We start from the raw sequence: 22885 nt of genomic DNA, 5'->3' as shown, positions 1-22885 counted from the left end.
TGGTTGAACCTTCACTCTGCCGCGGTTTCTGCCAAGGCCTTCCTCAAGATTTGCTCAGGGTTTGCCCTGGTCCGGTGACGGGCAGACGGGGTCCATGACCTCAGTTGGCCCACCCCTGCCCGAACGCGGACCGTGGCCCCCTGCGCCGCAGGGCCCCGGGTCTGCCACGGCTCAACCGCACACGATGGACTGCTCGCCCGAGGACGCCGGCATGGTGCGCCAGGAGCGGCCCGGGATGGGGCTGGTGCTCGTCTGCGTCGGCGCACTCCTGATGGTGATCGCCCTGTTCCTGCCGTGGGTGAGCGCCGGGCTGATCGAGTGGCCCAGCGAGAATCCCGTGGCCGAGCCCGACAAGGCCGGACTCTTCTCGATGGTCTCCACCGTCCGAGACGCCACCGAGGGGGCGCGGCGGGCACCCGATCCCGGGACGATCTCCTCACTGGTCTTCGGTTGGCTGCTGATCGCCCTGACAGCGGTCAGCAGCCTCTTCGCCCTGATCTCCGCGATCGGGCTGCGCCGCAAGGCCCTGACTGCCGCTGCGCGGGCGCTGGCAGTCGTGGTCGCCGCAGTGGTCGTGCTCGTCTGCCTGGCCGGCATGTACGACATCGGTGCCGCAGTTCCGGATGGTCCGGCCGGTGAGGTCACCGCCAGTCCCTCGCTCCCGGACAACGACTCGGACTCCGTGGTCAGCCGCGTGGTGGCAGACCTCGGGCTCCTCCTCTGGCTCCCCGGCGCGTTCGTGCTGGCCCTCGGTGGCCTGCTCGGTCCTCGGGTCACCTTCCTGCTGCCCGGCAACGACCTCGCGGGCAGGGTGCTGCTGCGTTTGGGCCAGCCGCTGCCGAGCGGCGTACCGCCGAAGTTCGCCAGCCAGGCGCTGCGCCACACCACCACCGTGTGGGCAACCCTGCTCACCACGGTCGGGGCGCTGCTGTGCTTCGCCGGCTTCGCGTTCCTGCCCTGGGCAGAGGACGTCAGCTTCAACGACATCGGTGAGGCGGCCCGCGACGAGGGGTTCACCGGCCACGTCTACTCCGAGGCCTACTTCGGCTGGCTGGGCTGGGTCCTGCTGGCCCTGCTCGTCGTGGTGATGGTGCTGGTCATCCTGGGGGTGCGTCCGTTCGGGATCCGCCCGAACCTCGCCCGCCCCGTCGTTGCCACCATGGCTTTCCTCGCCCTCGTGGCCCACTTCGGCATGCTGATCGACCTCGACGCGGTGGGCGCGGACCTCGGGTTCGCCGTCTGGACGGTCACCCTCGGCTTCCTGGCCAGCGCCATCGGCGCCCTGCTGCCACTGCGGATACGGGTGCGGAAGCTGGTCGGCACCGGCTGGTGAACGGTGGCGGTTCCGTTCAAGCGCGACCGCCCCGAACGGACCTACTCGAAGCGGGAGGGGTCTCCGGCGCCGATCCGGACAACCTCCGGGGCGTCCTCGGACCAGTCGATCACGGTGGTCGGCTCGGCCGGCACCTCGCCGGCCTCGATGACCAGGTCGACCACGTGGTCGAGCTCTTCCTTGATCTCCCAGCCCATCGTGCGTGGCTCGGTCTCGCCGGGAAGGATCAGGGTGCTGGTCAGGATCGGCTCACCGAGGGTGTCGAGCAGGGCGTGCACGAACGGTGAGGTCGGGATCCGGACACCCACGGTCTTCTTCTTCGGGTGCATCAACCGCCGCGGCACCTCACTGGTCGCCGGCAGGATGAACGTGTAGGGCCCCGGGGTCGCGGCCTTGATCGCCCGGAACGCCGTGTTGTTCACGTGCACGAAGTGACCGAGCTGGGAGAAGTCGCGGCACATCAGGGTGAAGTGGTGCTTGTCGTCGAGCTCGCGGATCCGCAGGATCCGGTCGCGACCGTCGCGGTTGCCGAGCTGGGCGCCCAGGGCATAGCCGGAGTCGGTGGGGTAGGCGATCAGCGCATCGTCGCGCAGCTGCTCGACGATCTGGTCGATCAGCCGCTGCTGCGGGTTCTCGGGGTGGACGTCGAGGAAGCGGGCCATCGTCAGTTCCCTGCGGCCTTCGCCTGCTGGGCAGCGCGGATGTCCTTGCGGAGCTCCGGCGGCAGCGCGAAGATCAGCGACTCCTCGGCGGTGTGCACCGCACGCGCGTCGGGATAGCCACGCTCGGCGAGGTAGACCAGCACTCCTTCGACGAGCTCCTCGGGGACCGAGGCACCGGAGGTGACGCTGACATTGTTGACTCCCTCGAGCCAGGCCTCGTCGATCTCGCTGGCGTCGTCGACTCGGTAGGAGGCCTTTGCGCCGGCCTCCAGGGCGACCTCGACCAGGCGCACCGAGTTGGAGGAGTTGCCCGAGCCGACCACGATCACCAGGTCGGCCTCGGTGGAGATCTCCTTGACCGCCATCTGGCGGTTCTGGGTGGCATAGCAGATGTCGTCGCTCGGCGGGTCGAGCAGCGCGGGGAACCGCTCGCGGATCGCGGCCACGGTCTCCAGCGTCTCGTCCACCGACAGCGTGGTCTGCGAGAGCCAGGAGACCCGGTTCGGGTCGCGAACCACGATGTTGGCGACATCCTGGGGACCCTGGACGAGTTGGATGTGGTCGGGCGCCTCGCCGGCGGTTCCCTCCACCTCCTCGTGCCCCTCGTGACCGATCAGCAGGATGTCGTAGTCGTCGGCGGCGAAGCGCTTGGCCTCGTGGTGCACCTTGGTCACCAGCGGGCAGGTCGCATCGATCGTCTTCAGGTTGCGCTCCTCGGCCTGGCGGTGCACCTCCGGAGAGACGCCGTGCGCGGAGAACACGACGGTGGAACCCTCGGGCACCTCCTCGACCTCCTCCACGAAGATCGCGCCACGGGCCTCAAGGTTGGCCACGACGTGCTTGTTGTGCACGATCTGCTTGCGGACGTAGACCGGCGAGCCATAGAGGTCCAGCGCCTTCTCGACCGTGATCACCGCCCGGTCCACACCGGCGCAGTAGCCACGCGGCGCGGCCAGGAGAACGGCGCGCTCCGCCTCGTCGGGCGACATGACGACGGGAGTTCCCAGATCGGTGCTCATGGGCCCGAGTCTAGGCGACAGGCGTTCACTTCCCACCCTCGGTGACAAGCCCGTGGGCACGTCGTACGCCGTCTGTCGGTGCCAGGTCCTAGGGTCTCAGGCATGGCACTGGAGACCTCCCCCGAATCACCCGCACCGCTGCGGGTGATCGCCGACCGGCTCAACGGTTGGATCAACCGCCTGGGCGCGGTGTGGGTCGAGGGCCAGGTGGCGCAGGTCAACCGACGGGCCAGCTCCAACACGGTCTTCATGACCCTGCGCGACTCGGTCGCGGAGATCTCGATGTCGATGACCTGCAGCAAGGTGCTCTTCGACGGCCTCAACCCGCCCCTGGTCGAGGGCGCCAGCGTGCTGGTGCATGCGCGGCCCTCGTTCTATCCGGTCCGGGGCACGATCTCGCTGCATGCGCGCGAGATCCGGATGGTCGGCCTCGGAGAGCTGCTCGCCCGACTCGAGCGACGCCGCCAGCTCCTGGCCGCTGAAGGCCTGTTCGCAGCAGAGCTCAAGCGTCCGCTGCCGTTCCTGCCCCGGGCGATCGGCCTGATCACCGGCGCCAACTCGGCTGCCGAGCGCGACGTGCTCGAGGTGGCCAAGCGACGCTGGCCGGGCGCCCGGTTCCGGGTGCTCCACACGACCGTGCAGGGGCCCAAGTGTGTCCCTGAGGTGACCGCGGCGCTGAGCGAGCTCGAGGCCGACCCCGACATCGAGGTGATCGTGATCGCCCGCGGCGGCGGCTCGGTCGAGGACCTGCTCCCGTTCTCCGACGAGGCGCTGATCCGGGCGGTGCACCAGGCCCGTACGCCGGTCGTCTCGGCGATCGGGCACGAGCCGGACACCCCGTTGCTCGACCTGGTCGCCGACTGGCGGGCCGCCACCCCCACGGACGCGGCGAAGCGGATCGTGCCCGACATGGCCGAGGAGGTGCAGCGGGTGGCCCAGGCGCGCGAGCGGTTGCGCGCCGGCCTGCGGCACTGGATCGACCGCGAGGAAGCCGCCCTGGACGCGCTCCGCAGCCGCCCCTCGATGGCCGATCCGCGCAACCTGCTGGCCGACCGGGCCGACGAGATCGACCAGTTGCGCGACCGGGCCCGTCGCACACTGCGGCACCGACTGGACCGTGCCGCAGATGACGTCCGCCACAACGCTGCGCGGGTGAGCGCTCTCTCGCCCCTCGCCACCTTGCAAAGGGGCTATGCAGTGCTGCAAGACTCCTCCGGGCACGTGCTCACCTCGGTGGCAGGGCTGGAGTCCGGCGCCGAGGTGTCGGTCCGTGTCGCAGACGGACGCCTGCATGCCACCACCACCGCCGTTGACCAGCTCGAGCCGGTCGCCGGCCCGACCGAGACCCCATCCGACGAGGACACCGATGACTGACGACACCATGACCGCGGCCCAGGCCGTCGAGGAGAGCCTGAGCTACGAGGCCGCTCGCGAAGAGCTGGTCACCGTCGTGCATCGGCTCGAGGCCGGCGGCACCACGCTCGAGGAGTCCCTGGCGCTCTGGGAGCGTGGCGAGAAGCTGGCCCGCACCTGCCAGGGCTGGCTGGACGGGGCACGCGAGCGGCTCGACGCCGCCGTGGAGTCCGACGCGAGCTGAGCTCGCGGCCCGGTAGTCAAGCCTTCGGACGGTCCGGCGACACCGGGTCGGTGACCAGGGACGCGGCCACCGCTTCGATCTCGTCCTGCCCGACGGTCCCGAAGACCATCACGACCGTGTCCTCGAGCTCGATCGAGATGCCTCGGTCACCGTCCGTGCCCTTCCACGACTGCCAGGTCGTGCCCAGGGCGCTCTCGACGGTGATCTCCTTGCCACGCTCGGCGTCACCCTTCAGCGTGCTCTCGGCGCAGGTCTTCACTGGCACCCGGCACTGGTAGACGCCGAGGAAGTCGGTGTTGCCGTGCAGGGTGTCGAGCTTCCAGAGGGTCTCCTCGGTCACCGACGCATCGACCGCACGGCGACCTTCGGGAAGCGCGGGCGGATAGGCGATCTCGCCGGTGCGCCCCTCCTGCAGGGCCTCGACCACCGACAGGTAGTCGACCGTCTCACGCTCGATCACCAGGTCATCGCGGGTGACCGCGCGGAAGGCGACGAAGATGATGATGATCCCGACCGTGACGATCATCGCGCCGAGCATCCCGGAGTTCTTGCGGGTGTAGCGCCCCGATCCGCCGGCGCTCATCGCCCGGTCACCGGGGTCGGGCAGGCACGGGCTGTGGTGCGAGAGGCGAGATCCACGATGCTCCTGGGAAGGTCTGGTCGAACGGGGCAACGCTAGCCGACCCGCCCCGATCACCACCCATCTGGCCAGCAGGGCGAGCGCTCGAAGCCGCACCTGCAGCACGATCCGAGCCAGATCACCGCAGATGCGGCATGATGTGACCGTGAACACCTATCGGGTTGCGGAAGCAGCTGATGTCCTCGGCGTCAGCGACGACACCGTGCGCCGCTGGATCGACAACGACCGGTTGCCCGCCCGCCTCGACGGTGGCCGCACCGTGATCAACGGCGTCGACCTGGCGGCCCTGGCCCAGTCACTGGCCGAGCATCCCGAACGAGGCGACGCCAGGGCACCGCGAGTCAGCGCCCGCAACCGGCTCTCCGGGATCGTCACCCGGGTGGTCCGGGACACGGTGATGGCCCAGGTCGAGATGATCTGCGGGCCCTACCGACTGGTCAGCCTGATGAGTGCCGAGGCCGCCGACGAGCTCGGGCTGGAGCCCGGGGCCCTGGCCATCGCCTCGGTGAAGTCCACGAACGTCGTGATCGAGAGGATCTGAGACGTGCGCCGACCCCGCCACCGCAACCTGCTCGTCATACCGTTCCTGGCCCTGCTCGGGCTCACCGCGTGCTCCTCGGGCACCGACGACACCGAGTTGACCGTCGCCGCGGCAGCATCGCTGACCGAGCCCTTCCAGTTGCTCGAGGCTGCCTTCGAGGAACAGAACGAGGGCGTCAACGTCAGGTTCTCCTTCGGCTCCAGCACCACCTTGGCCGAGCAGGCAACCCAGGGCGCACCGGGCGACGTCCTGGCCACCGCCGACGAGGAGTCGATGCAGGTGGCCGAGACCGGCAAGGCCCTGGCTGCCGACCCGGTGAGGTTCGCCACCAACCGACTGGTCCTCGTCGTCCCGGCAGACAACCCAGCAGGCATCACCGGCATCGACGACCTGGCCGGCAGCGACTGGGTCCGCTGCGACGACAAGATCCCCTGCGGCCGGCTCGCGGTGACCCTGCTCGCCGACAACCAGACCGCTGCGTCGCCGAGCAGCAAGGAGATCGACGTGAAGGCGGTGCTGGCCAAGGTGGCCTCCGGGGAGGCCGATGCCGGGTTCGTCTATGCCACGGACGCGATCGTGGCCCGCGACGAGGTCGAGGTCATCGAGATCCCCGGGTCCGAGACCGAGCTGAACCCCTACTTCATCGCACGGTTGGAGCAGGACGACAGCGTGGGCCTGGCCGACAAGTGGGTCGCCTTCGTCAGTTCCCCGGCCGGACAGCAGATCCTCGCCGACGCAGGCTTCGGCCGGCCATGACGGATCCGCTCGGTCGACCGCCGGCCAGACTGCTGGTCCCTGCCGTGCTGGGCACGCTGCTGCTGCTGGTTCCGCTGGTGGCCCTGGTGCTGAGCACACCGTGGTCCTTGCTCGGCGAGCAACTGGCCTCTCGCGAGCTGCGCCAGGCGCTGTGGCTCTCGGTGCTCACCGCGACCGTGGCGATGTTGGCCTGCCTGGTCCTCGGACTGCCCCTGGCGTGGGTCCTGGCCCGCCTCGAGTTCCCCGGCCGTGGCCTGCTGCGCACCCTGGTCACCATCCCGCTCGTGCTCCCCCCGGTGGTCGCGGGCGTGGCCCTGATGGCGGCGTTCGGGCGGACCGGCCTGATCGGCAAGCCGTTGTGGGAGCTGACCGGCTTCGCGCTGCCCTACACGACTGCGGGTGTGGTCGTGGCGCACACCTTCGTGTCGCTGCCCTTCGTCGTGCTGGCGATCGAGGGGGCACTGCGCTCCGCGCGCAAGGAGTATGACGCCGCCGCAGCGACCCTGGGTGCGTCCCGCTGGTTGACCTTCCGCACCGTCACCGTGCCGCTGGCGATGCCGGGGATCCTGGCCGGGATGATGCTGGGTTGGGCACGCTCGATCGGCGAGTTCGGTGCCACGATCACCTTCGCCGGCAACTACGAGGGCACCACCCAGACCATGCCCTCACTGATCTATGTCTCGATGAACTCCGACCCCGAGGCGGCTCGTTCGCTGAGCCTGGTCCTGCTGGTCTTCTCGGTCGTGGTGCTGGTGGCACTGCGAGACCGCTGGTTGGCCACACCATGAGCGACCTGCAGGTCTCCCTCGAGGTCCCGGGCCGGGTGCACGCCGCCTTCGCGGCCGAGCGCGGTGACGTGATCGCGGTGATCGGTCCCAACGGCGCCGGGAAGTCCAGCATGGTCAAGGCGATCGCGGGACTGGTTCCCGCCACCGGGAGCGTGCTGCTCGACGGCACCGACCTGGTCACACGTCCCACTCGCGAGCGTGGCCTGGGCGTCGTGTTCCAGGACCAGCTCCTCTTCCCCCACCTCGACGCCCGCCGCAATGTCGCCTTCGGACCTCGGGCGCGTGGCCTGGCCAAGGCGGCCGCGCTGGCCCGTGCCGACGCATGGCTCGAACGCCTCGGCGTCGCCGACCTGGCCGAGCGCCGCCCCGGACAGCTCTCCGGAGGGCAGGCGCAGCGCGTGGCGATCGCACGAGCCCTGGCCACCGAACCGGACCTGCTCCTCCTGGACGAGCCGATGAGCGGGCTGGACGTCGGGGTCGCGACCGCACTGCGGATCGAGCTGGCCGCTCACCTGGCCGAGTTCGGCGGGATCTCGGTGTTGGTCACCCACGACGCGATCGACGCCCTGACGGTGGCCAACCGGGTGCTGGTCCTGGACCGGGGCGCGGTGGTGCAGGACGGCACCCCCGACGAGGTCTCCCAGCGCCCGGCCACCGACCACGTGGCGCGCCTGGTCGGGCTCAACGTCGTGCACCGCGAGCGGTCCCTGCTCGCCTTCCCACCCTCCGCGGTCACCCTGTCCCTGGGTGAGCCCGAGGGCTCGGCCCGGCTCCGGTGGCACGGAGAGGTGGGCCGGGTGACCACTCACGGCGGCGCGGTGCGGGTCGTCGTACGCACGGCTGGCACCGGACCGGAGCTGATCGCGGACGTCACACCGGCCGCCGCCACCGAGCTCGGCCTGGTGCCCGGACGGGCGGTCTGGGCGTCCACGAAGGAGACATCAGTGCGGGCGTACGACGAACCCCGGCGTTGAGCCGATAACATTCGCCACATGCCTACACGCCCGCCGGAATTTCGCGTCGCCCCCGAGTCCCCCGACCGCAACCTCGCACTGGAACTCGTCCGCGTCACGGAGGCCGCTGCGATGGCCGCCGGCCGCTGGGTCGGGCGGGGCGACAAGAACGGCGCAGACGACGTCGCCGTGAACGCCATGCGGGTGATGATCTCCAGCATCGGGATGAACGGCACGGTCGTGATCGGCGAGGGCGAGAAGGACAACGCCCCGATGCTCTACAACGGTGAGCAGGTCGGTGACGGCACCGGGCCAGAGTGCGACGTCGCCGTGGACCCGATCGACGGAACCACCCTGACCGCCAAGGGCATGACCAACGCGGTCTCCGTGCTCGCCGTGGCCCCGCGCGGCACGATGTATGACCCCTCGGCCGTGTTCTACATGGACAAGCTCGTCACCGGGGCCGAGGCCGCCGACGTGGTCGACATCCGGCTGCCCGTCGCCGAGAACATCAGCCTGGTGGCGAAGGCCAAGGGCTCGACCGCCGAGGACGTCACCGTCGTCGTCCTCGACCGTCCCCGCCACGACGACCTGGTTGCGCAGATCCGCGCGACCGGAGCCCGGATCAAGTTCATCACCGACGGCGACGTCGCCGGCGCGATCATGGCGGCCCGTCCCGACACCGGCATCGACCTGCTGATGGGCGTCGGCGGCACCCCCGAGGGCATCATCACCGCGTGCGCGATGAAGTGCATGGGCGGCGTGATCCAGGGGCGCCTGTGGCCCACCGACGACGCGGAGCGCCAGCGGGCCATCGACGCCGGCCTCGACCTTGACGCCGTGCTCACCACCGACGACCTGGTCACCGGTGACGACTGCTTCTTCGTGGCCACCGGCATCACCGACGGCGAGCTGATGAAGGGCGTCCGTTATCGCGCCGGCGGCGCCACCACGCATTCGCTGGTGATGCGCTCGCGCAGCGGCACGATCCGACAGATCATCAGCGAGCACAAGCTGCGCAAGCTCAGCGCCTACAGCGCGATCGACTTCGACGGCTGAGCCTCACCGGCAACCGGCCGACCTCCTCGGCGCGGAACGGGCACGCTCAGGAGGCGGTCGGACGCGCGATGACCGTCGCGTCCTGGGCCCGCAGCTCGGCGACCACGCAGTCGGCGACGCGGGGATCGATCGCCAACCCGATGTGACTGGCGCGGACCTCGATCGACCTGGATGCGGGATCGACGCAGGCGAGCGGGTCGACCAGCCCGTCGCCGTGCGACCAGATGCAGGTGAACCCGACACCTTCGGGCATCGGCTGGCGGGACTCCTCCCACGCCAACCGGGCACAGTCGCCGGCCACGCAGGACTCGTTCATCAGGCCAGGCACCCCGGCACGGCTCAACCGGACCAGGACGTCGGCCGCGGTGAGCAGGACCGGGTGGGAGGTGCCGGGGGCAAGCATCGGGCTGCCCATCGTGATGATCCCGGAGACCAGGTCAGGACGCCGTACGGCCAGGCCCCGGGCCAGCATTCCGCCGAGACTGTGGCCGACGACGCGGACCTTCCGCTCACGCTTGGTGGCGATCGCCTCGAGGCGACGTTCCAGCATCGACGAGTTGCCCATCAGGCACGAGACGTTGCTGGTGATCTGCGAGCGATAGGTGCGAAAGCCGTTGCTGCGCAGGGTCCGGGCCAACAGCCGCAGCGTGTAGTCCCCGGCCAGGAACCCCGGCACCAGGAGCACCGGCTCGCCGGCGCGCTGCGGTGAGCGGTCGACGTACGGCGTGGCTCGGAGCTCGCGCCGACCGTGGGCTGCCCGCAGGATCGCCCGCCCGGATTCCGGGGCGACGGCGAGCTCCTTGAGCAGGGCGTGCATCCGTGGCTGGGTGAAGCCATCGGGCGCCAGGAAGTCGGCGAGTGAGTTGCCCATTCGCTCACGGTAGGGCCAGCAGCGACAAAAACTGGGCAATTGTCCAGTTCCATGGTGCCGTCGTGTTTGATTGAGGCATGAGCACATCACCAGAGATCTCCGTGTCGGAGGAGCTCTTCGCACCGCTCGGCACGGGCGTCGAGCTCTGCTACCAGACCTTCGGCGACCCCTCGGACGATGCGGTCCTGCTCGTGATGGGCCTCGGCGGCCCGATGAACTGGTGGGACTCGGGGTTCTGCGAGCTCCTGGCCAGCAAGGGCTTCCACGTCATCCGCTACGACAACCGCGACACCGGGCGCTCCACGAGCATGCCGGGACGGGTCTCCCGCGCAGACGTCGTACGTGCCTTCAGCGGCCTGCGGGCCAGGGCGCCCTATTCGCTGGTCGACATGGCCGCGGACGGCATCGGCCTGCTCGACCACCTCGGCATCGAATCGGCCCACGTCGCCGGCATCTCGATGGGCGGGATGATCGTGCAGACGATGGCGATCCACCACCCCGGCCGGATCCGCTCGGTCACCTCGATCATGTCGACCACCGGCAAGAAGACCGTCGGCTGGCAGCACCCGTCCCTGTTCTCGAGGTTGCTGGCCAAGCGACCCGCCGAGCGTGGCGAATACCTGGCCCAGTCGGTGGCGATGGCACAGCTGATCGGCTCCCCCGCCTATCCCGAGGGGCACCAGAAGGCCACCCGACGGGCCGAGGAGACCTGGGACCGGGGACTCAACGGGCCAGGCGTGTTGCGCCACATGATGGCTGTGCTCACCCAGCCGAACCGCTCGCGCGACCTGCACTCGGTGAGGGTGCCCGTCCTGGTCGTGCACGGGATGAACGACAAGATGGTGCACGTCTCCGGAGGGCGGGCCACCTCGTCCTCGATCCCTGGATCCGAGCTCCTGCTGATCGACGGCATGGGCCACGACCTCCCGGTCGAGCTGTGGGAGACGGTCACCGACGGGATTCGGCGTACGGCGCACCGCGCCACGAGCTGATCAGGACAGCCGCTCCTCGGTCTGGTCGTCGAAGATGTGCACCCGCTCGGGGTCGGCGACGATCTTGACCTCGGATCCCTTCTGCAGGTGACGACGCCCTTCGGCGCGGAAGACCACCAGGCTCGGCGCTCCTGCCACGCCACAGGTCCCGTGGATGAACGCGTCCGCGCCCAGCTCCTCCACGACGGTCACCTTGACGGGCAGGCCCTCCTCGCCCTGTTCGGCCAGGTGCCAGGCCTCGGGGCGTACGCCGACCGTCACGCCGCTCCTGGCCTTGGCCATGAGGTCGCGGGCCACCGGCACCGTGTAGTCGGTGCCGGCGACGAGCACCCCGTCGGTAGTGCTCTCGCCCTCGAGGAAGTTCATCGCCGGTGACCCGATGAAGCCGGCGACGAACCGGTTCACCGGGGTGTCGTAGAGCGCCAGCGGTGTGTCCACCTGCTGCAGCTCACCCTTGTTCATCACCGCGACCCGGTCTCCCATCGTCATCGCCTCCACCTGGTCGTGGGTGACATAGACGGTGGTGACACCCAGGTCGGACTGCAGCTTCGCGATGTCGGTGCGGGTCTGGACGCGCATCTTGGCGTCCAGGTTGGACAGCGGCTCGTCCATCAGGAACACGTGCGGCTTGCGGACGATCGCGCGACCCATCGCGACGCGCTGCCGCTGGCCACCGGACAGCGCCCGTGGCTTGCGGTCCAGGTAGTCGGTCAGCCCCAACAGCTCCGCGGCCTCCTTGACCCGTTCGTTGCGCTCGGCCTTGGGCATCTTCGCCATCTTCAGCGCGAAGGCGAGGTTGTCGGCGACCGTCATGTGCGGATAGAGCGCGTAGTTCTGGAAGACCATCGCGATGTCCCGGTCCTTCGGCGGCACCGTGGTGACATCGCGGTCCCCGATGTAGATGTGGCCGGAGTTGACCTCCTCGAGCCCGGCAAGCATCCGCAGCGTGGTCGACTTCCCGCACCCCGACGGCCCGACGAGCACCATGAACTCGCCGTCGCCGATCTCGAGGTCGATGCCGGGCACGGTGGGCTCGGGAGCTCCGGGATACCACCGCTGCGCCTTGTCGAAGGTCACTGTTCCCATCGATTCCCTCTCATCCCTTGACGGCACCCGCGGTGAGGCCGCGGACGAAGTAGCGCTGCAGGCTGAAGAAGACCAGCATCGGGACGGCCATCGAGATGAAGGCTCCCGCGGTCAGCAGCTCGGTGCCCTGTCCCTGCGCCCCGAGCAGCTGCTGCAGCTTGACGATCACGGTGGTGTTGTCCGAGCTCAGGAAGAGCTTGGCGATCAACAGGTCGTTCCAGACCCAGAGGAACTGGAGGATCGCGAAGGCGGCCAGGGCCGGCATCGACATCGGCACGATCAGGCGCCAGAAGGTCTGGAAGTGTGTGGCGCCGTCCATCTTCGCGGACTCGATCACGGTGCGCGGAAGCGTCGACATGTAGTTGCGCAGCGTGTAGACCGCGAGCGGCATACCGAAGCCGGTGTGCAGGATCCACACCGCGATGTACTGCCCGCTGATGCCCAGGCCCCGAGGGCCGAGCAGGTCAAGCATCGGCTGGAAGGCGACCTGGATCGGGACCACCATCACCGCAACGATCACGATGAACAAGATGTCCTTGCCGCGGAAGTCCATGAAGGAGAACGCATAGGCCGCGAACGCGGCGAACATGATCGGGATGACGGTGGCCGGGATTGCCACCACCAGCCCGTTGATGAACGCCGTACCGAAGCCGCCGCCCTCGAACACGCCGCTGTAGTTGTCCAGGGTCCATCCGGTGCCGAACGGGTCGCCCAGGGCGGTCCACCAGCCGCTGGAGATCTGCTCGTCGCGGGACCGGAACGACGAGACCAGCAGGCCGATCGTCGGGATCGTCCAGAGCAGGGCGAGAGCGATCGTGGCGACGATCGCGACCGGGCTGATCGGGCGGCCGTCCTTCATCCTCAGGCTCATCGTGCTGCCTCCTCACGGCGGAAGTGCCGGACCTGGTAGACGAGGACGGGCAGCACGGCCAGCAGCAGGATGACCACGATCGCAGAGGCACGTCCGGCCTGTTCGCGAGCGATCAGCTCGGTGAAGAAGAGGTTGGCGATCACGTTGGTCTGGTTCCGTCCGTCGGTGAGGACGTAGACGATGTCGAAGACCTTCAGCACCAGGATCAGCACGGTGATGAAGACGGTGATCACGGTGCCCTTGATCTGCGGCACCACCACGGACCAGAAGATCTGGAGCTCGCTGGCACCGTCGATCCGCGCTGCCTCGAGGGTCTCCTGCGGGACGCCCTTGATCGCGGAGGAGAGCAGGATCATCGCGAAGCCGACCTGGAGCCAGATCAGGATCACCATCAGCAGGATCGAGTTGAGCTTTGCGTCGCTGACCGCGAGCCACACCTGTGGGTCGCCGCCGAGCCCGGTCCAGACCGCGTTGAGCAGCCCAGTCTGGTTCTCGCCCTTGTTGCGGTAGTCGTAGACGAGCTTCCAGATCGCCGAGGCCCCGACGAAGGAGATCGCCATCGGCAGGAAGATCATCGACTTGGCGACCTTCTCGCCCCGCGCCGAGAGCTTGTCGGCCAGCACCGCGACGACCACGCCGATGGCGACCGTCACCGCGGGCACGATCAGCAGCCAGAGCAGGTTGTTGAGGATCGAGGACTGGAACTCGTCCTCGGTGAAGATCTCGCGATAGTTGCTCAGCCCGACGTACGCCGTGGAGTCGGCGTTGGCGAACGAGTAGTTGACGGTCTGCAGCACGGGATAGACGAGCATCAGGCAGATCAAGCCGAACGCGGGCAACACGTAGACCAGCGGGAGGAGCCGGGTGCAGAGCCAACCCGGCAGCCCCTCGACGAGGATGTTGAGGAACCAGAAGATCGCCGCGGCCCCGGCCACGCCGCCGATGACGGCGAGCAGCGCGATGACCAGCTTGTGGCCGTACCACTGTGGGTAGTAGCCGAAGGAGAGGAACAGGTTGGCCAGTCCCCAGCCCAGCAGCCAGACGCCAGCCAGGCCGATGCCGACCTTCAGCCAGTTGGCGCGACCGTAGGCCTCGGGCTCGTCGCTCGACGGTTCTCGGGCCGGTTCCCGGGTCTGCGTGGAGGTGGCGCTGCTCATTCTTCCGGCCACGATTCGTCGATCCGCTTGGTCACCTTGGCAGCCGATTCTCCCTTGGCGAACGCCACCATCCCGTCCCAGAAGGAGTCCGAGCCGACCGCCTTCGGCATCAGGTCGGAGGCGTCGAAACGGAAGACGTCGACCTGGGCGACGATCTCTGCGATCTGCTTGGTCATCTCGGACGAATACTGTTCGGCATCGAAGCTCTGGTGCGGTGAGAGCCAGCCACCGGCCTTGGCCCACGGGCCGCCGAACTCGTCCGAGGTGAGGAACTTCATCACCTCGATCGCTTCCTTGTCGTTGCCGTTGAAGAGGGCTGCGGTGTCGCCTCCACCGAGGATCGGCTGACCCTTGAAGCCGCTCTCGGAGGGAGGCAGCACGAAGACTCCGACCTCCTCGTCGACGTTCGCGCCGATCTTCTTGGGGAGGAACGAGAGGATGAAGTCGCCCTGCCTGTGCCAGAAGCACTTGGGCGGGGAGGAGAACTCCGGGGTGATCGACTCACCGAAGTTGGTGTTGAGGATCGTCTTGGTCCCGCCGTAGGTCTGCCCGTCGGCCAGCACTGTCTTCTTGAAGGCCTCGAAGGCCTTGATGATCTGCGGGTCGTCGAAGGCGATGTCGTGGTCGACCCACTCGTCATAGACGTCGGGTCCGGCCTCTCGCAGCACGAACTCCTCGATCCAGTCGGTGCCGACCCAACCGGTGTTCTGCGCGTCGTTCCAGCCCATGCACCAGGGGGCCGTGCCATCCGCCTTCATCTCCCCGGCGATCTGGCGCATCTCCTCCAGGCTCTTCGGCGCGGTGTCATAGCCGGCCTTCTCGTAGGCCTTCTTCGGATAGAAGACGAGGCTCTTGACCGCCATCTTCATCGGCGCGCCATAGACCCGGCCGTTGAGCCGTGCTGCCTCGAGGAACCCAGGAACCAGGCTCTTCTCGAGCGCGTCATAGTCGAGGTAGGTGTCGATCGGTTGGATGTGCCCCTCGTCGGCCAGCTCGAGCAGCCCGCCGGGTTGCGGGAACAGCGCGATGTCAGGGGTGTCGCCTGCCTTGGCCTTCTGCTTGATGACGGTCGGCAGGTCCTTCTCCGAGACATAGTCGATCTCGATGCCGGACTCCTTCTCGAAGTCCTCGAGCGAGGCCAGCAACGCCTTCTGCTCGGGGCCGCCGAAGGTGCCCATGATCTGCACCTTGCCGTCACCGTCCTGGGTGCCACCCGTGGCGAAGGCGTTGCCGCCCAGGCCACTCTCCGCGTCGTTCGGATCGTTGAGGAAGCAGCCGGAGAGTCCGGCCGTCATCGTCAAGCACGCGACAGCAGCGGCGACCCGCCTCCGGAGTCCCGGTTCCATACGTGATCTCCCTCCCGAAAGGGCCCGAGACCGCCCACTACGAGAGTGGCCCGGGTCACACTGAGGATCCTTGTTTAGTCCACTCGTCGCGCCATGTCCACCGCCGGGATCAACGTCGGGATCCGCGCCGACGCAACAGGTAGGTGTCCATCACCCAGCCCGACGCCGTCTTGGCGACCTCTCGCTCACGACGTACCCGTGGAAGCACGGAGTCCAAGGATCCGGCGACCAGGACCTCCGCCGGAGTCGCGAGGTTCGCGCCCCACCACAGGTGCCACTGCGCGGGCTCGGCGAGGTCGGCGCAGGCCAAATGCGCATCGAGCATCACTGCGATGTTCTCCGCGCCGTCGGCGATCGCCTCATGGAGACGGCGACCCGTGGTGATCACCGTCGGCTGTCCGACTTCGTGAAGCACGATCCGGTGCCGGGCGGCCAGCACCTGGAGGCTCGAGATCCCCGGCAACACGTCCCAGTCGAAGTGGACGTTGCCGCGTTCGTGGATCCGCTCGACCACGCGGATCGTCGAGTCGTAGAGCATCGGATCACCCCACACCAGGAACGCCGCGTCGCCATACCGCTCGAGGAGGACCTGCTCGTACGCCGCCGCGCGGGCGTCGTGCCAGTGCGTCACTGCACCGGTGTAGTCGGCGGGATCCATGCGATCGCGCTCCGGATCGGGAACGGCGATGACCTCGGGGTTTCCGTGACGCCGGCAGATCTCGCGTCGGGCCTCCAGCAGTGGATCATCGGGGGATTTGGCTGCCGCGATCACATAGTCGACCGATGCGATCGCCGCGGCCGCCTCCAGAGTGATCTGGTCCGGGTGGCCCGAACCGATCCCGACGATCCTGATCCGCCGGCTCACAGGGTGTCCCGGATCGCACGCGATGTCATTGCCGGTCCTCGATGTCACCCTCGAGCTCGAGGTAGACCTGCTGCATGGCCGCGATCAGGTCCGGGTCGGGCTCCTCCCACAGCTCCCGGTCGGCGGCCTCGTGCAGGCGCTCGATGATGCCGCGCAACGCCCACGGATTGGCGTCCTTCATGAACTCCTGGTTGGTCTCGTCCAGGACATATTCCTGGGCGAGCTTCTCGTACATCCAGTCGTGCACCACCCCTGCCGTGGCATCGAACCCGAAGAGGTAGTCGACTGTGGCAGCCAGCTCGAACGCGCCCTTGTAGCCGTGCCGTTGCATGGCGCCGATCCAGCGCGGGTTGACCACGCGGGCCCGGAAGACCCGGGCGGTCTCCTCGGCGAGGGTCCGGGTGCGCACGGCATCCGGAGTCGTCGAGTCGCCGACGTACGCCCGAGGTGCCCTGCCGGTGAGCGCGCGGACGGTGGCGATCATGCCGCCGTGATATTGGAAGTAGTCGTCGGAGTCGGCGATGTCGTGCTCGCGGGTGTCGATGTTCTTGGCCGCGACGGTGATGCGCCGATAGTTGGACTCCATGTCGTCGCTGGCTGCGACACCGTCCAGGTCCCGGCCATAGGCGAAGCCGCCCCAGGCCGTGTAGACCTCGGCCAGGTCCTTGTCGTCGCGCCAGTTGCCCGACTCGATCACCTGCAGGATGCCGGCACCATAGGCACCGGGCCGGGAGCCGAAGATGCGCGTGGTGGCACGACGGGCGTCCCCGTGCTCGGCCAGGTCCGCCTGGGCATGGGCCCTGACGAAGTTCTGGTCCTCGGGCTCGTCGAGCTCGGCGGCCATCCGGATCGCGTCGTCCACCATCGCGATGACGTGCGGGAAGGCGTCGCGGAAGAAGCCGGAGATGCGGACGGTGACGTCGATGCGCGGACGGCCGAGCTCCTCCAGCGGGATCACCGTCAGTCCGTTGACCCGACGGGAGGCGGGGTCCCATTCGGGCCGGATGCCGATCAGCGCCAGGACCTCGGCGATGTCGTCCCCCGAGGTGCGCATGGCGCTGGTCCCCCAGGCCGACAGACCCACCGATCGCGGGTAGTCACCGGTCTCGCTGAGATGGCGCTGGACGAGTGACTCCGCCATGGACACACCGGTCTCCCACGCCAGGCGGGAGGGCACCGCGCGGGGGTCGACGGTGTAGAAGTTGCGCCCTGTCGGGAGCACGTTGACCAGCCCACGCAGGGGGGAGCCACTCGGCCCGGCCGGGATGAACCCGCCGTCCAGGGCATGGAGCACCGCGTCGAGCTCGTCGGCGGTCCCGGCCAGACGCGGCACCACCTGGGTCGCGGCGAACTCGAGGATCGCGGTCAGGTCGGCTGATGCGTCCGGCTCGTGCGCGGCCAGCACCTGCGGCACCGCGGCGACGTCCCAGCCGACGTTCTCCATCTCCTGCACGAGTGTCTTCGCGCGGCTCTCGATGGCGTCGACCTCGGTCGCGGGCGCGTCCTCCTTGAGGCCCAGTGCGTTGCGCAGGCCAGGCAAGGAGGCCTGCTGGCCGCCCCAGATCTGGGTCGCCCGGAGAATCGCGAGGACCAGGTTCACCCTTGCCTCACCGGAGGGCGCCTGACCGAGGATGTGCAGTCCGTCGCGAATCTGGGCGTCCTTCACCTCGCACAGCCACCCGTCCACGTGCATGATGAAGTCGTCGAACTGCTCGTCCCCGGGCTGGGTCTCGAGCCCGAGGTCCTTGTGCATCTGGGCCGACTGCATCAGAGTCCAGATCTGGGCACGGATCATCGGCAGCTTGGGCGGATCCATCGCGGCGATGTTGGCGTATTCGTCGAGCAGCTGCTCCAGCTTGGCGATGTCGCCGTACGACTCGGCCCGCGCCATCGGCGGGATCAGGTGGTCGACGATCGTGGCGTGTGCGCGCCGCTTGGCCTGGGCCCCTTCGCCCGGGTCGTTGATCAGGAACGGATAGATCAGCGGCAGGTTGCCGATCACCGCGTCGGTGGCGCAGGTCGCGGCGAGGGCGGCGTTCTTGCCGGGCAGCCACTCCATCGAGCCGTGCTTCCCGAGGTGTACGACGGCATGAGCACCGAAGCCGTTCTGCTCCTGCGGGGCCTGCAGCCAACGATAGGCCGCGAGGTAGTGGTGGCTCGGCGCCAGCTCCGGGTCGTGGTAGATCGCGACCGGGTTCTCCCCGAAGCCGCGTGGCGGCTGGATCATCACCACGAGGTTGCCCGCCCGCAGGGTGGCCAGGACGATCTCACCCTCGGCGTTGACGAAGAGTTCGCCTGGCGCGGCGCCCCATGCCTCGACGATCTCGTCACGCAGCTGCTCGGGGAGGTCGGCCGTCCATCGCTCATAGTCCGAGGCGGAGATGCGCACGTGGCTCTCGCTGAGCTGGGCAGCTGTGAGCCACTCCTCGTCCTGACCACCAGCGGCGATGAGGGCGTGGATCAAGCCGTTGCCGGCCTCGGTGTCGTCGTCCAGGTCGAGGAACCGGGTGACCTCTCCGCCGGCCGGGCCGAGGTCATAGCCGGCCTCACGCATCCGGCGCAGCAACCGAATCGCGGAGACCGGAGTGTCCAGGCCGACGGCGTTGCCGATGCGGGAGTGCTTGGTGGGATAGGCCGACAGCATCACTGCGATCTTGCGGTCCCCCGGCGCGATGTGTCGCAGCCGGGCGTGGTTGACCGCGATGCCCGCGACCCGGCGGCAGCGCTCCTCGTCGGAGACATAGCGGGGAAGGCCGGCGGGATCATCAGGATCGATCTCCTTGAAGGAGAACGGAGCGGTGATGATGCGACCGTCGAACTCGGGGATCGCGATCTGGTTGGCCGAGTCGAGCGGGGTGACGCCGTCGTCGCTCTCCTCCCACTCCGCGCGGCTCGAGGTCAGGCAGAGCCCTTGCAGGACAGGGATGTCGAGTGCCTTGATCCGCTCCACGTCCCACGCCTCGTCGTCCTCGCCGGCGCTGGCGGTCCCGGGCTTGGTGCCTCCGGCCGCGAGGACGGTGACGACCAGCGCATCGAGTGAGCCGAGGGCGTCGTACAGCTCATCGGGCGCGGTGCGCAGTGACGAGGAGAAGATCGGCAGTCCGACCGCCTCGCCCGTCGCGTCGAGCGCATCGGCCAGGTCATGGGCGAAGCCGGCGTTGCCGCTGGCCTCGTGGGCGCGGTAGTAGAGCACGCCGACCCTGGCCCTGGGCCGGTCCGCGATCGATCGGTCCGCGATCGATCGGTCCTCGATCGATCGGTCCTCGATCGGTCGATCACCGACGGGGCGCTCCGCCCAGCCCCACTCGGGCACGACGTACGGCGGCTCGAAGCCGACACCGGTCAGCAGCACGGTGTCGGAGAGAAACGCGTGCAGGTTGGTCAGGTTGGCCGGACCGCCCTGGGCCAGGTAGGCGTGCGCCTCGGCAGCCGTCCCGACCGGCACGGTGGAGTGGCTCATCAGCTCGGCGTCAGGAGTCTGCTCGCCGCCGAGCACGACGACAGGCACACCTGCGGCGAGCACGGCGTCGATGCCGTCCTGCCAGGAGCGGACACTGCCGAGGATGCGGACCACGACCAGGTCCGCCCCGTCGAGCAGGCGGGGCAGGTCCTCATGGACGTCGAGCCGGGACGGGTTGCCCAGGGCATAGTCGGCGTCGGCCGATCGGGCGGACAGCAGGTCGGTGTCGGAGGTCGAGAGCAGCGCGATGCGGACGGTGCCGGGCTGGTCAGTCATGGGCCTTCTCCTGGGTGTCGAGGTCCTGGGCGAGATCGTGATCGGTGAGCTGGTGGGTCGTTCGTGGAAGCCGGTGGGAGTCGAGCGGCCGATGCTCGACGAGGTGGCTGCCGGCGATGCGGCGTACCACCTCGGGGGTGACCCGGCCGTACCAGACGTCGTCGGGCTGGACCGAGACGACGGGGGCGTGGTTGCAGGGGAACTGGCAGCCGGTCTGGGTGACGAGCACGTCGTCGTCACCCTGCTCGAGTCGGACCAGCTCACGAGCCAGCGCCTCGGCGGTCGTGTCCGACCCGAGTGCGGTGCAGCGTGGTCCGCGGCAGACGAGGACCTGGTGACGGTGACCGGGCACCTGCTCCCAGGCCGCGGAGGCGAGGGGTGCCTCGGTGCCGGTGATCGGCCGGGTCACGTCGAGGACCAGGTCGAGGTCAAGATCGGTGCGCATCATCGCGGTGGCCACGGAGACGGTCGGACGAGTGGCTGCGGTCCGCTCGCGCCACCAGTGGCTGGCGATGCGGCGCAGCCATGAGGTGGCGGGCGCCATCGTTCCCAGGCTGACTCCGACCAGGGTGATCTCGCGGTGGTCGGCATCGGCCAGCCGGGTGAGCTCCGAGTGCAGGGACGGTTCGCCCATCTGCAGGAAGGCGATGCTGGCCGACCCCACGCGGTCGGCGACGCGCTGGAGCCGCTCCCCCGCCTCGACCTCCCGCACGGACATCCCGACGAGTACGACGTGACTCATGCGTGCACCGTCCCTGCGATCGGTCCGTTCCAGTGCAGGTGTGGCCGGCCGGTGACCGGGTGCTTCTCGACGGAGGCATCCACGCCGTACACGTGAGCGAGGAGCTCGGGTGTCAGCACGTCCTCGTCGACGGTGCCTGCGGCGACCACACGACCTCGGTCGAGCACGACCAGCCGGTCGCAGAATCCGAGCGCCAGCTCGAGGTCGTGCAGGGCCGCCACCGTGGTCAGCCCGAGCTCGCGGACCCGGGTGAGGAAGTCGAGCTGGTGACCGAGATCGAGGTGGTTGGTCGGTTCGTCGAGGAGGAGTACGGCGGGTCGTTGCGCCACGGCGCGCGCGAGTTGGGTTCGCTGCCGCTCGCCACCGGAGAGCGTGGGCCACCGACGCTCGGCAAGGTCGGAGACCCTGGCGAGCTCCATCGCCACCTCGATCGCGTCCGGGTCGTCCGGCGCACCTGCCCAGCGACCCCGGTGCGGAATCCGCCCCAGGCCCACGACGTCGCGCACGGTCAGGTCGAGGTTGGTGCTGGCGTCCTGCTCGACCAGTGCCACGGCTCGGGCCCGGTCACCTCCAGACATCCGGTGCAGGTCGTGACCGTCGGCCAGGACTCGGCCCCGGCTGGGCCGGCGCAGACCGGCCATCACGTGCAGCAGAGTGGTCTTGCCCGAGCCGTTGGGGCCGAGCAGTCCGGTGAAGGTGCCCGGCTCGCAGAGCAGGTCGATGTCCTCGATGATGGTGCGGCCGTTGACCTGCCAGGCGACCGACTCGACGTCGATCCGCATGCGGTGCTCCTCCTGCCCGGTCACGACGACTCCCGGTGGCGCCGCAGCAGGAACGCGAAGAAGGGCGCTCCGATCACTCCTGTGACGACGCCGATCGGGATCTCGCGCCCGTCGAAGGCGGACCGGGCAATCAGATCGGCCCAGACCAGCAGGATCGCGCCCCCGAACGCCGACATCGGAAGCAGGAAGGCGTGCCCGGGGCCGGTAAGGATCCGGACCATGTGCGGCACCACCAATCCCACGAACCCGATGGCTCCGGCGAACGCCACCAGGCCGGCGGTGACCAGCGCGGTGCCGACGAGGAGAGTCCACCGCAGCCTCGTCACGTCGACGCCCAGTGCCTTTGCCGACACCTCCCCGAAGGCGAACGCGTCGAGCTGGTGCGACCGCGACCCGGCCAGCAGCGTCGCGAGGACTGCGAGAACGACGAGGAACACCGCGCCGTCCCAGCGCACCCCGGCCACCGAGCCGAGCGTCCAGTCGAGCACCCGACGGGCCGCGTCGCGGTCCCCGGTGACGATCACCAGGAACGAGGTGTAGGCGGCGCAGATCTGCCCTATCGCGACGCCAGCCAGCACCGTGCGGGCCGGAGGCAGGGCTCCGGAGCGCCCCCTGGCCAGCCCGAGCACCAGCAGGAGCGCCACGAGCGCACCGATGAACGCAGCGCCACCGACGGCGGCGGATCCGACTACGCCGGCAAACGAGATGCCCAGCACGATCACGCTCACCGCACCGACCGTGGCGCCACCGGAGATGCCGAGCAGGTAGGGGTCGGCCAGGTCGTTGCGGGTGATCGACTGCAGGACCGCGCCGCACACCGCGAGCGCTGCGCCCACGGCTGCGGCGGCAAGCACCCTTGGCATCCGCATCTGCCACACTAGGCGGTCATCGACCGCGGTGACGCCGAGGTCGCCGAGCCGGAACCTGCGACCGACGACGGCGAGGACGTCGTCGACGGGCACGTGCACGGCGCCCACACCCAGGGCCACCGCCATGCTCATCAGCAGCACGGCGGCTGCGACGACCAGGGCAACGACGCGCAAGGAGTGGGTGCGCCTGGCGGCCGGCCGGCGCACCGTGGGGTGCGCG

At 69.0% G+C, this 22885-nt stretch carries 22 protein-coding genes; 9 read left to right on the top strand and 13 right to left on the bottom strand.

The features are described 5' to 3' along the window. Window positions 1-94: 94 nt before the first annotated feature. Entirely contained in the window at window positions 95-1333 is a 1239-nt protein-coding gene (locus tag BJ980_RS16640; protein WP_179503322.1) for a hypothetical protein, read from the top strand. A 41-nt stretch (window positions 1334-1374) separates the two neighbouring features. On the opposite strand, the gene BJ980_RS16635 is transcribed toward BJ980_RS16640, so the two are convergent. Next, window positions 1375-1995 carry an L-threonylcarbamoyladenylate synthase gene (locus BJ980_RS16635; RefSeq protein WP_179503321.1) on the bottom strand — a complete coding sequence of 207 codons (621 nt, stop codon included), beginning with the start codon at window positions 1993-1995 and terminating at the stop codon, window positions 1375-1377. Between the two features lie 2 nt (window positions 1996-1997). Then, entirely contained in the window at window positions 1998-3014 is a 1017-nt protein-coding gene (locus BJ980_RS16630) for a 4-hydroxy-3-methylbut-2-enyl diphosphate reductase (protein ID WP_179503320.1), read from the bottom strand. A gap of 102 nt (window positions 3015-3116) precedes the next feature. On the opposite strand from BJ980_RS16630, the gene xseA reads away from it, so the two are divergent. Together xseA and BJ980_RS16620 are read left to right on the top strand one after the other, a co-directional pair. After that, window positions 3117-4388: an exodeoxyribonuclease VII large subunit gene (gene xseA, locus BJ980_RS16625; RefSeq protein ID WP_179503319.1), complete on the top strand. Its 1272-nt coding sequence runs from the start codon at window positions 3117-3119 to the stop codon at window positions 4386-4388. Continuing rightward, window positions 4381-4611: an exodeoxyribonuclease VII small subunit gene (locus tag BJ980_RS16620; RefSeq protein ID WP_179503318.1), complete on the top strand. Its 231-nt coding sequence runs from the start codon at window positions 4381-4383 to the stop codon at window positions 4609-4611. Before xseA ends, BJ980_RS16620 begins: the two co-directional genes overlap by 8 nt. Window positions 4612-4627: 16 nt before the next feature. On the opposite strand, the gene BJ980_RS16615 is transcribed toward BJ980_RS16620, so the two are convergent. Further along, window positions 4628-5194, bottom strand: a complete 567-nt coding sequence (locus tag BJ980_RS16615; protein WP_179503317.1) for a DUF4245 family protein — start codon at window positions 5192-5194, stop codon at window positions 4628-4630. A 202-nt stretch (window positions 5195-5396) separates the two neighbouring features. Here BJ980_RS16615 and BJ980_RS16610 point away from each other — a divergent pair, with 202 nt between their 5' ends. The 5 genes from BJ980_RS16610 to glpX are packed head-to-tail and all read left to right on the top strand — an operon-like array spanning window position 5397 to window position 9348. After that, window positions 5397-5792 carry a TOBE domain-containing protein gene (locus tag BJ980_RS16610; protein ID WP_343047844.1) on the top strand — a complete coding sequence of 132 codons (396 nt, stop codon included), beginning with the start codon at window positions 5397-5399 and terminating at the stop codon, window positions 5790-5792. A gap of 3 nt (window positions 5793-5795) precedes the next feature. Next, complete coding sequence (gene modA / locus BJ980_RS16605; protein WP_179503315.1) at window positions 5796-6548, top strand: molybdate ABC transporter substrate-binding protein; 753 nt, start codon at window positions 5796-5798, stop codon at window positions 6546-6548. Next, a complete protein-coding gene (locus BJ980_RS16600) occupies window positions 6545-7336 on the top strand; it encodes an ABC transporter permease (RefSeq protein ID WP_179503314.1) in 792 nt (263 codons plus the stop codon). Before modA ends, BJ980_RS16600 begins: the two co-directional genes overlap by 4 nt. Beyond that, window positions 7333-8310 (top strand): sulfate/molybdate ABC transporter ATP-binding protein, encoded by a 978-nt coding sequence (locus BJ980_RS16595; protein WP_179503313.1) that lies wholly within the window; start codon window positions 7333-7335, stop codon window positions 8308-8310. The genes BJ980_RS16600 and BJ980_RS16595 overlap by 4 nt, the downstream gene beginning before the upstream one ends. An 18-nt stretch (window positions 8311-8328) precedes the next feature. After that, the gene (gene glpX, locus BJ980_RS16590; protein ID WP_179503312.1) at window positions 8329-9348 is read left to right on the top strand and encodes a class II fructose-bisphosphatase; all 1020 of its coding nucleotides are present in this window, start codon (window positions 8329-8331) and stop codon (window positions 9346-9348) included. Between the two features lie 46 nt (window positions 9349-9394). Here glpX and BJ980_RS16585 read toward each other — a convergent pair whose 3' ends face one another. Continuing rightward, window positions 9395-10219: an esterase/lipase family protein gene (locus tag BJ980_RS16585; RefSeq protein WP_179503311.1), complete on the bottom strand. Its 825-nt coding sequence runs from the start codon at window positions 10217-10219 to the stop codon at window positions 9395-9397. Window positions 10220-10296: 77 nt separating this feature from the next. Here BJ980_RS16585 and BJ980_RS16580 point away from each other — a divergent pair, with 77 nt between their 5' ends. Beyond that, a complete protein-coding gene (locus BJ980_RS16580) occupies window positions 10297-11211 on the top strand; it encodes an alpha/beta fold hydrolase (RefSeq protein WP_179503310.1) in 915 nt (304 codons plus the stop codon). Here the strand turns inward: BJ980_RS16580 and BJ980_RS16575 are convergent, their stop codons facing one another. From BJ980_RS16575 to BJ980_RS16535, 9 genes are all read right to left on the bottom strand, one after another. Next, complete coding sequence (locus BJ980_RS16575; protein WP_179503309.1) at window positions 11212-12297, bottom strand: ABC transporter ATP-binding protein; 1086 nt, start codon at window positions 12295-12297, stop codon at window positions 11212-11214. Window positions 12298-12307: 10 nt separating this feature from the next. After that, window positions 12308-13168 carry a carbohydrate ABC transporter permease gene (locus tag BJ980_RS16570; RefSeq protein WP_179503308.1) on the bottom strand — a complete coding sequence of 287 codons (861 nt, stop codon included), beginning with the start codon at window positions 13166-13168 and terminating at the stop codon, window positions 12308-12310. Then, window positions 13165-14325, bottom strand: coding sequence for a carbohydrate ABC transporter permease (locus BJ980_RS16565; RefSeq protein ID WP_179503307.1), 1161 nt, complete (start codon window positions 14323-14325; stop codon window positions 13165-13167). Before BJ980_RS16565 ends, BJ980_RS16570 begins: the two co-directional genes overlap by 4 nt. Continuing rightward, window positions 14322-15620: an ABC transporter substrate-binding protein gene (locus BJ980_RS16560; protein WP_218855555.1), complete on the bottom strand. Its 1299-nt coding sequence runs from the start codon at window positions 15618-15620 to the stop codon at window positions 14322-14324. Before BJ980_RS16560 ends, BJ980_RS16565 begins: the two co-directional genes overlap by 4 nt. Window positions 15621-15780: 160 nt before the next feature. After that, window positions 15781-16536, bottom strand: coding sequence for a precorrin-6A synthase (deacetylating) (cobF, locus tag BJ980_RS16555; RefSeq protein WP_179503305.1), 756 nt, complete (start codon window positions 16534-16536; stop codon window positions 15781-15783). 25 nt (window positions 16537-16561) lie between these two features. Continuing rightward, a complete protein-coding gene (gene cobN / locus BJ980_RS16550; protein WP_179503304.1) occupies window positions 16562-20272 on the bottom strand; it encodes a cobaltochelatase subunit CobN in 3711 nt (1236 codons plus the stop codon). Further along, entirely contained in the window at window positions 20265-21014 is a 750-nt protein-coding gene (locus tag BJ980_RS16545) for a (2Fe-2S) ferredoxin domain-containing protein (protein WP_218855554.1), read from the bottom strand. Before BJ980_RS16545 ends, cobN begins: the two co-directional genes overlap by 8 nt. Further along, window positions 21011-21796 (bottom strand): ABC transporter ATP-binding protein, encoded by a 786-nt coding sequence (locus BJ980_RS16540; protein WP_179503303.1) that lies wholly within the window; start codon window positions 21794-21796, stop codon window positions 21011-21013. The genes BJ980_RS16545 and BJ980_RS16540 overlap by 4 nt, the downstream gene beginning before the upstream one ends. A gap of 20 nt (window positions 21797-21816) precedes the next feature. Further along, on the bottom strand, window positions 21817-22797 hold the full coding sequence (locus tag BJ980_RS16535; RefSeq protein ID WP_179503966.1) for a FecCD family ABC transporter permease: 981 nt from the start codon (window positions 22795-22797) through the stop codon (window positions 21817-21819). Window positions 22798-22885 lie beyond the last annotated feature (88 nt).

Origin of the sequence: Nocardioides daedukensis, assembly GCF_013408415.1 — a bacterium.
Classification (GTDB): domain Bacteria; phylum Actinomycetota; class Actinomycetes; order Propionibacteriales; family Nocardioidaceae; genus Nocardioides; species Nocardioides daedukensis.
The sequence above is the reverse complement of the archived record's forward strand: the minus strand, read 5'-3'. Positions and strand labels throughout refer to the sequence as shown.

Bases quoted from the DNA above. Each gene is read 5' to 3' on its own strand.
- BJ980_RS16540 (WP_179503303.1), bottom strand. From the start codon at position 21,796: ATGCGGATCGACGTCGAGTCGGTCGCCTGGCAGGTCAACGGCCGCACC.
- BJ980_RS16575 (WP_179503309.1), bottom strand. From the start codon at position 12,297: ATGGGAACAGTGACCTTCGACAAGGCGCAGCGGTGGTATCCCGGAGCT.
- BJ980_RS16580 (WP_179503310.1), top strand. From the start codon at position 10,297: ATGAGCACATCACCAGAGATCTCCGTGTCGGAGGAGCTCTTCGCACCG.
- BJ980_RS16635 (WP_179503321.1), bottom strand. From the start codon at position 1,995: ATGGCCCGCTTCCTCGACGTCCACCCCGAGAACCCGCAGCAGCGGCTG.
- BJ980_RS16615 (WP_179503317.1), bottom strand. From the start codon at position 5,194: ATGAGCGCCGGCGGATCGGGGCGCTACACCCGCAAGAACTCCGGGATG.
- cobN (WP_179503304.1), bottom strand. From the start codon at position 20,272: ATGACTGACCAGCCCGGCACCGTCCGCATCGCGCTGCTCTCGACCTCC.
- glpX (WP_179503312.1), top strand. From the start codon at position 8,329: ATGCCTACACGCCCGCCGGAATTTCGCGTCGCCCCCGAGTCCCCCGAC.
- BJ980_RS16570 (WP_179503308.1), bottom strand. From the start codon at position 13,168: ATGAGCCTGAGGATGAAGGACGGCCGCCCGATCAGCCCGGTCGCGATC.
- BJ980_RS16585 (WP_179503311.1), bottom strand. From the start codon at position 10,219: ATGGGCAACTCACTCGCCGACTTCCTGGCGCCCGATGGCTTCACCCAG.
- BJ980_RS16535 (WP_179503966.1), bottom strand. From the start codon at position 22,797: ATGAGCATGGCGGTGGCCCTGGGTGTGGGCGCCGTGCACGTGCCCGTC.
- BJ980_RS16620 (WP_179503318.1), top strand. From the start codon at position 4,381: ATGACTGACGACACCATGACCGCGGCCCAGGCCGTCGAGGAGAGCCTG.
- BJ980_RS16560 (WP_218855555.1), bottom strand. From the start codon at position 15,620: ATGACGGCCGGACTCTCCGGCTGCTTCCTCAACGATCCGAACGACGCG.
- BJ980_RS16545 (WP_218855554.1), bottom strand. From the start codon at position 21,014: ATGAGTCACGTCGTACTCGTCGGGATGTCCGTGCGGGAGGTCGAGGCG.
- BJ980_RS16565 (WP_179503307.1), bottom strand. From the start codon at position 14,325: ATGAGCAGCGCCACCTCCACGCAGACCCGGGAACCGGCCCGAGAACCG.
- xseA (WP_179503319.1), top strand. From the start codon at position 3,117: ATGGCACTGGAGACCTCCCCCGAATCACCCGCACCGCTGCGGGTGATC.
- BJ980_RS16630 (WP_179503320.1), bottom strand. From the start codon at position 3,014: ATGAGCACCGATCTGGGAACTCCCGTCGTCATGTCGCCCGACGAGGCG.
- BJ980_RS16595 (WP_179503313.1), top strand. From the start codon at position 7,333: ATGAGCGACCTGCAGGTCTCCCTCGAGGTCCCGGGCCGGGTGCACGCC.
- BJ980_RS16640 (WP_179503322.1), top strand. From the start codon at position 95: ATGACCTCAGTTGGCCCACCCCTGCCCGAACGCGGACCGTGGCCCCCT.
- BJ980_RS16600 (WP_179503314.1), top strand. From the start codon at position 6,545: ATGACGGATCCGCTCGGTCGACCGCCGGCCAGACTGCTGGTCCCTGCC.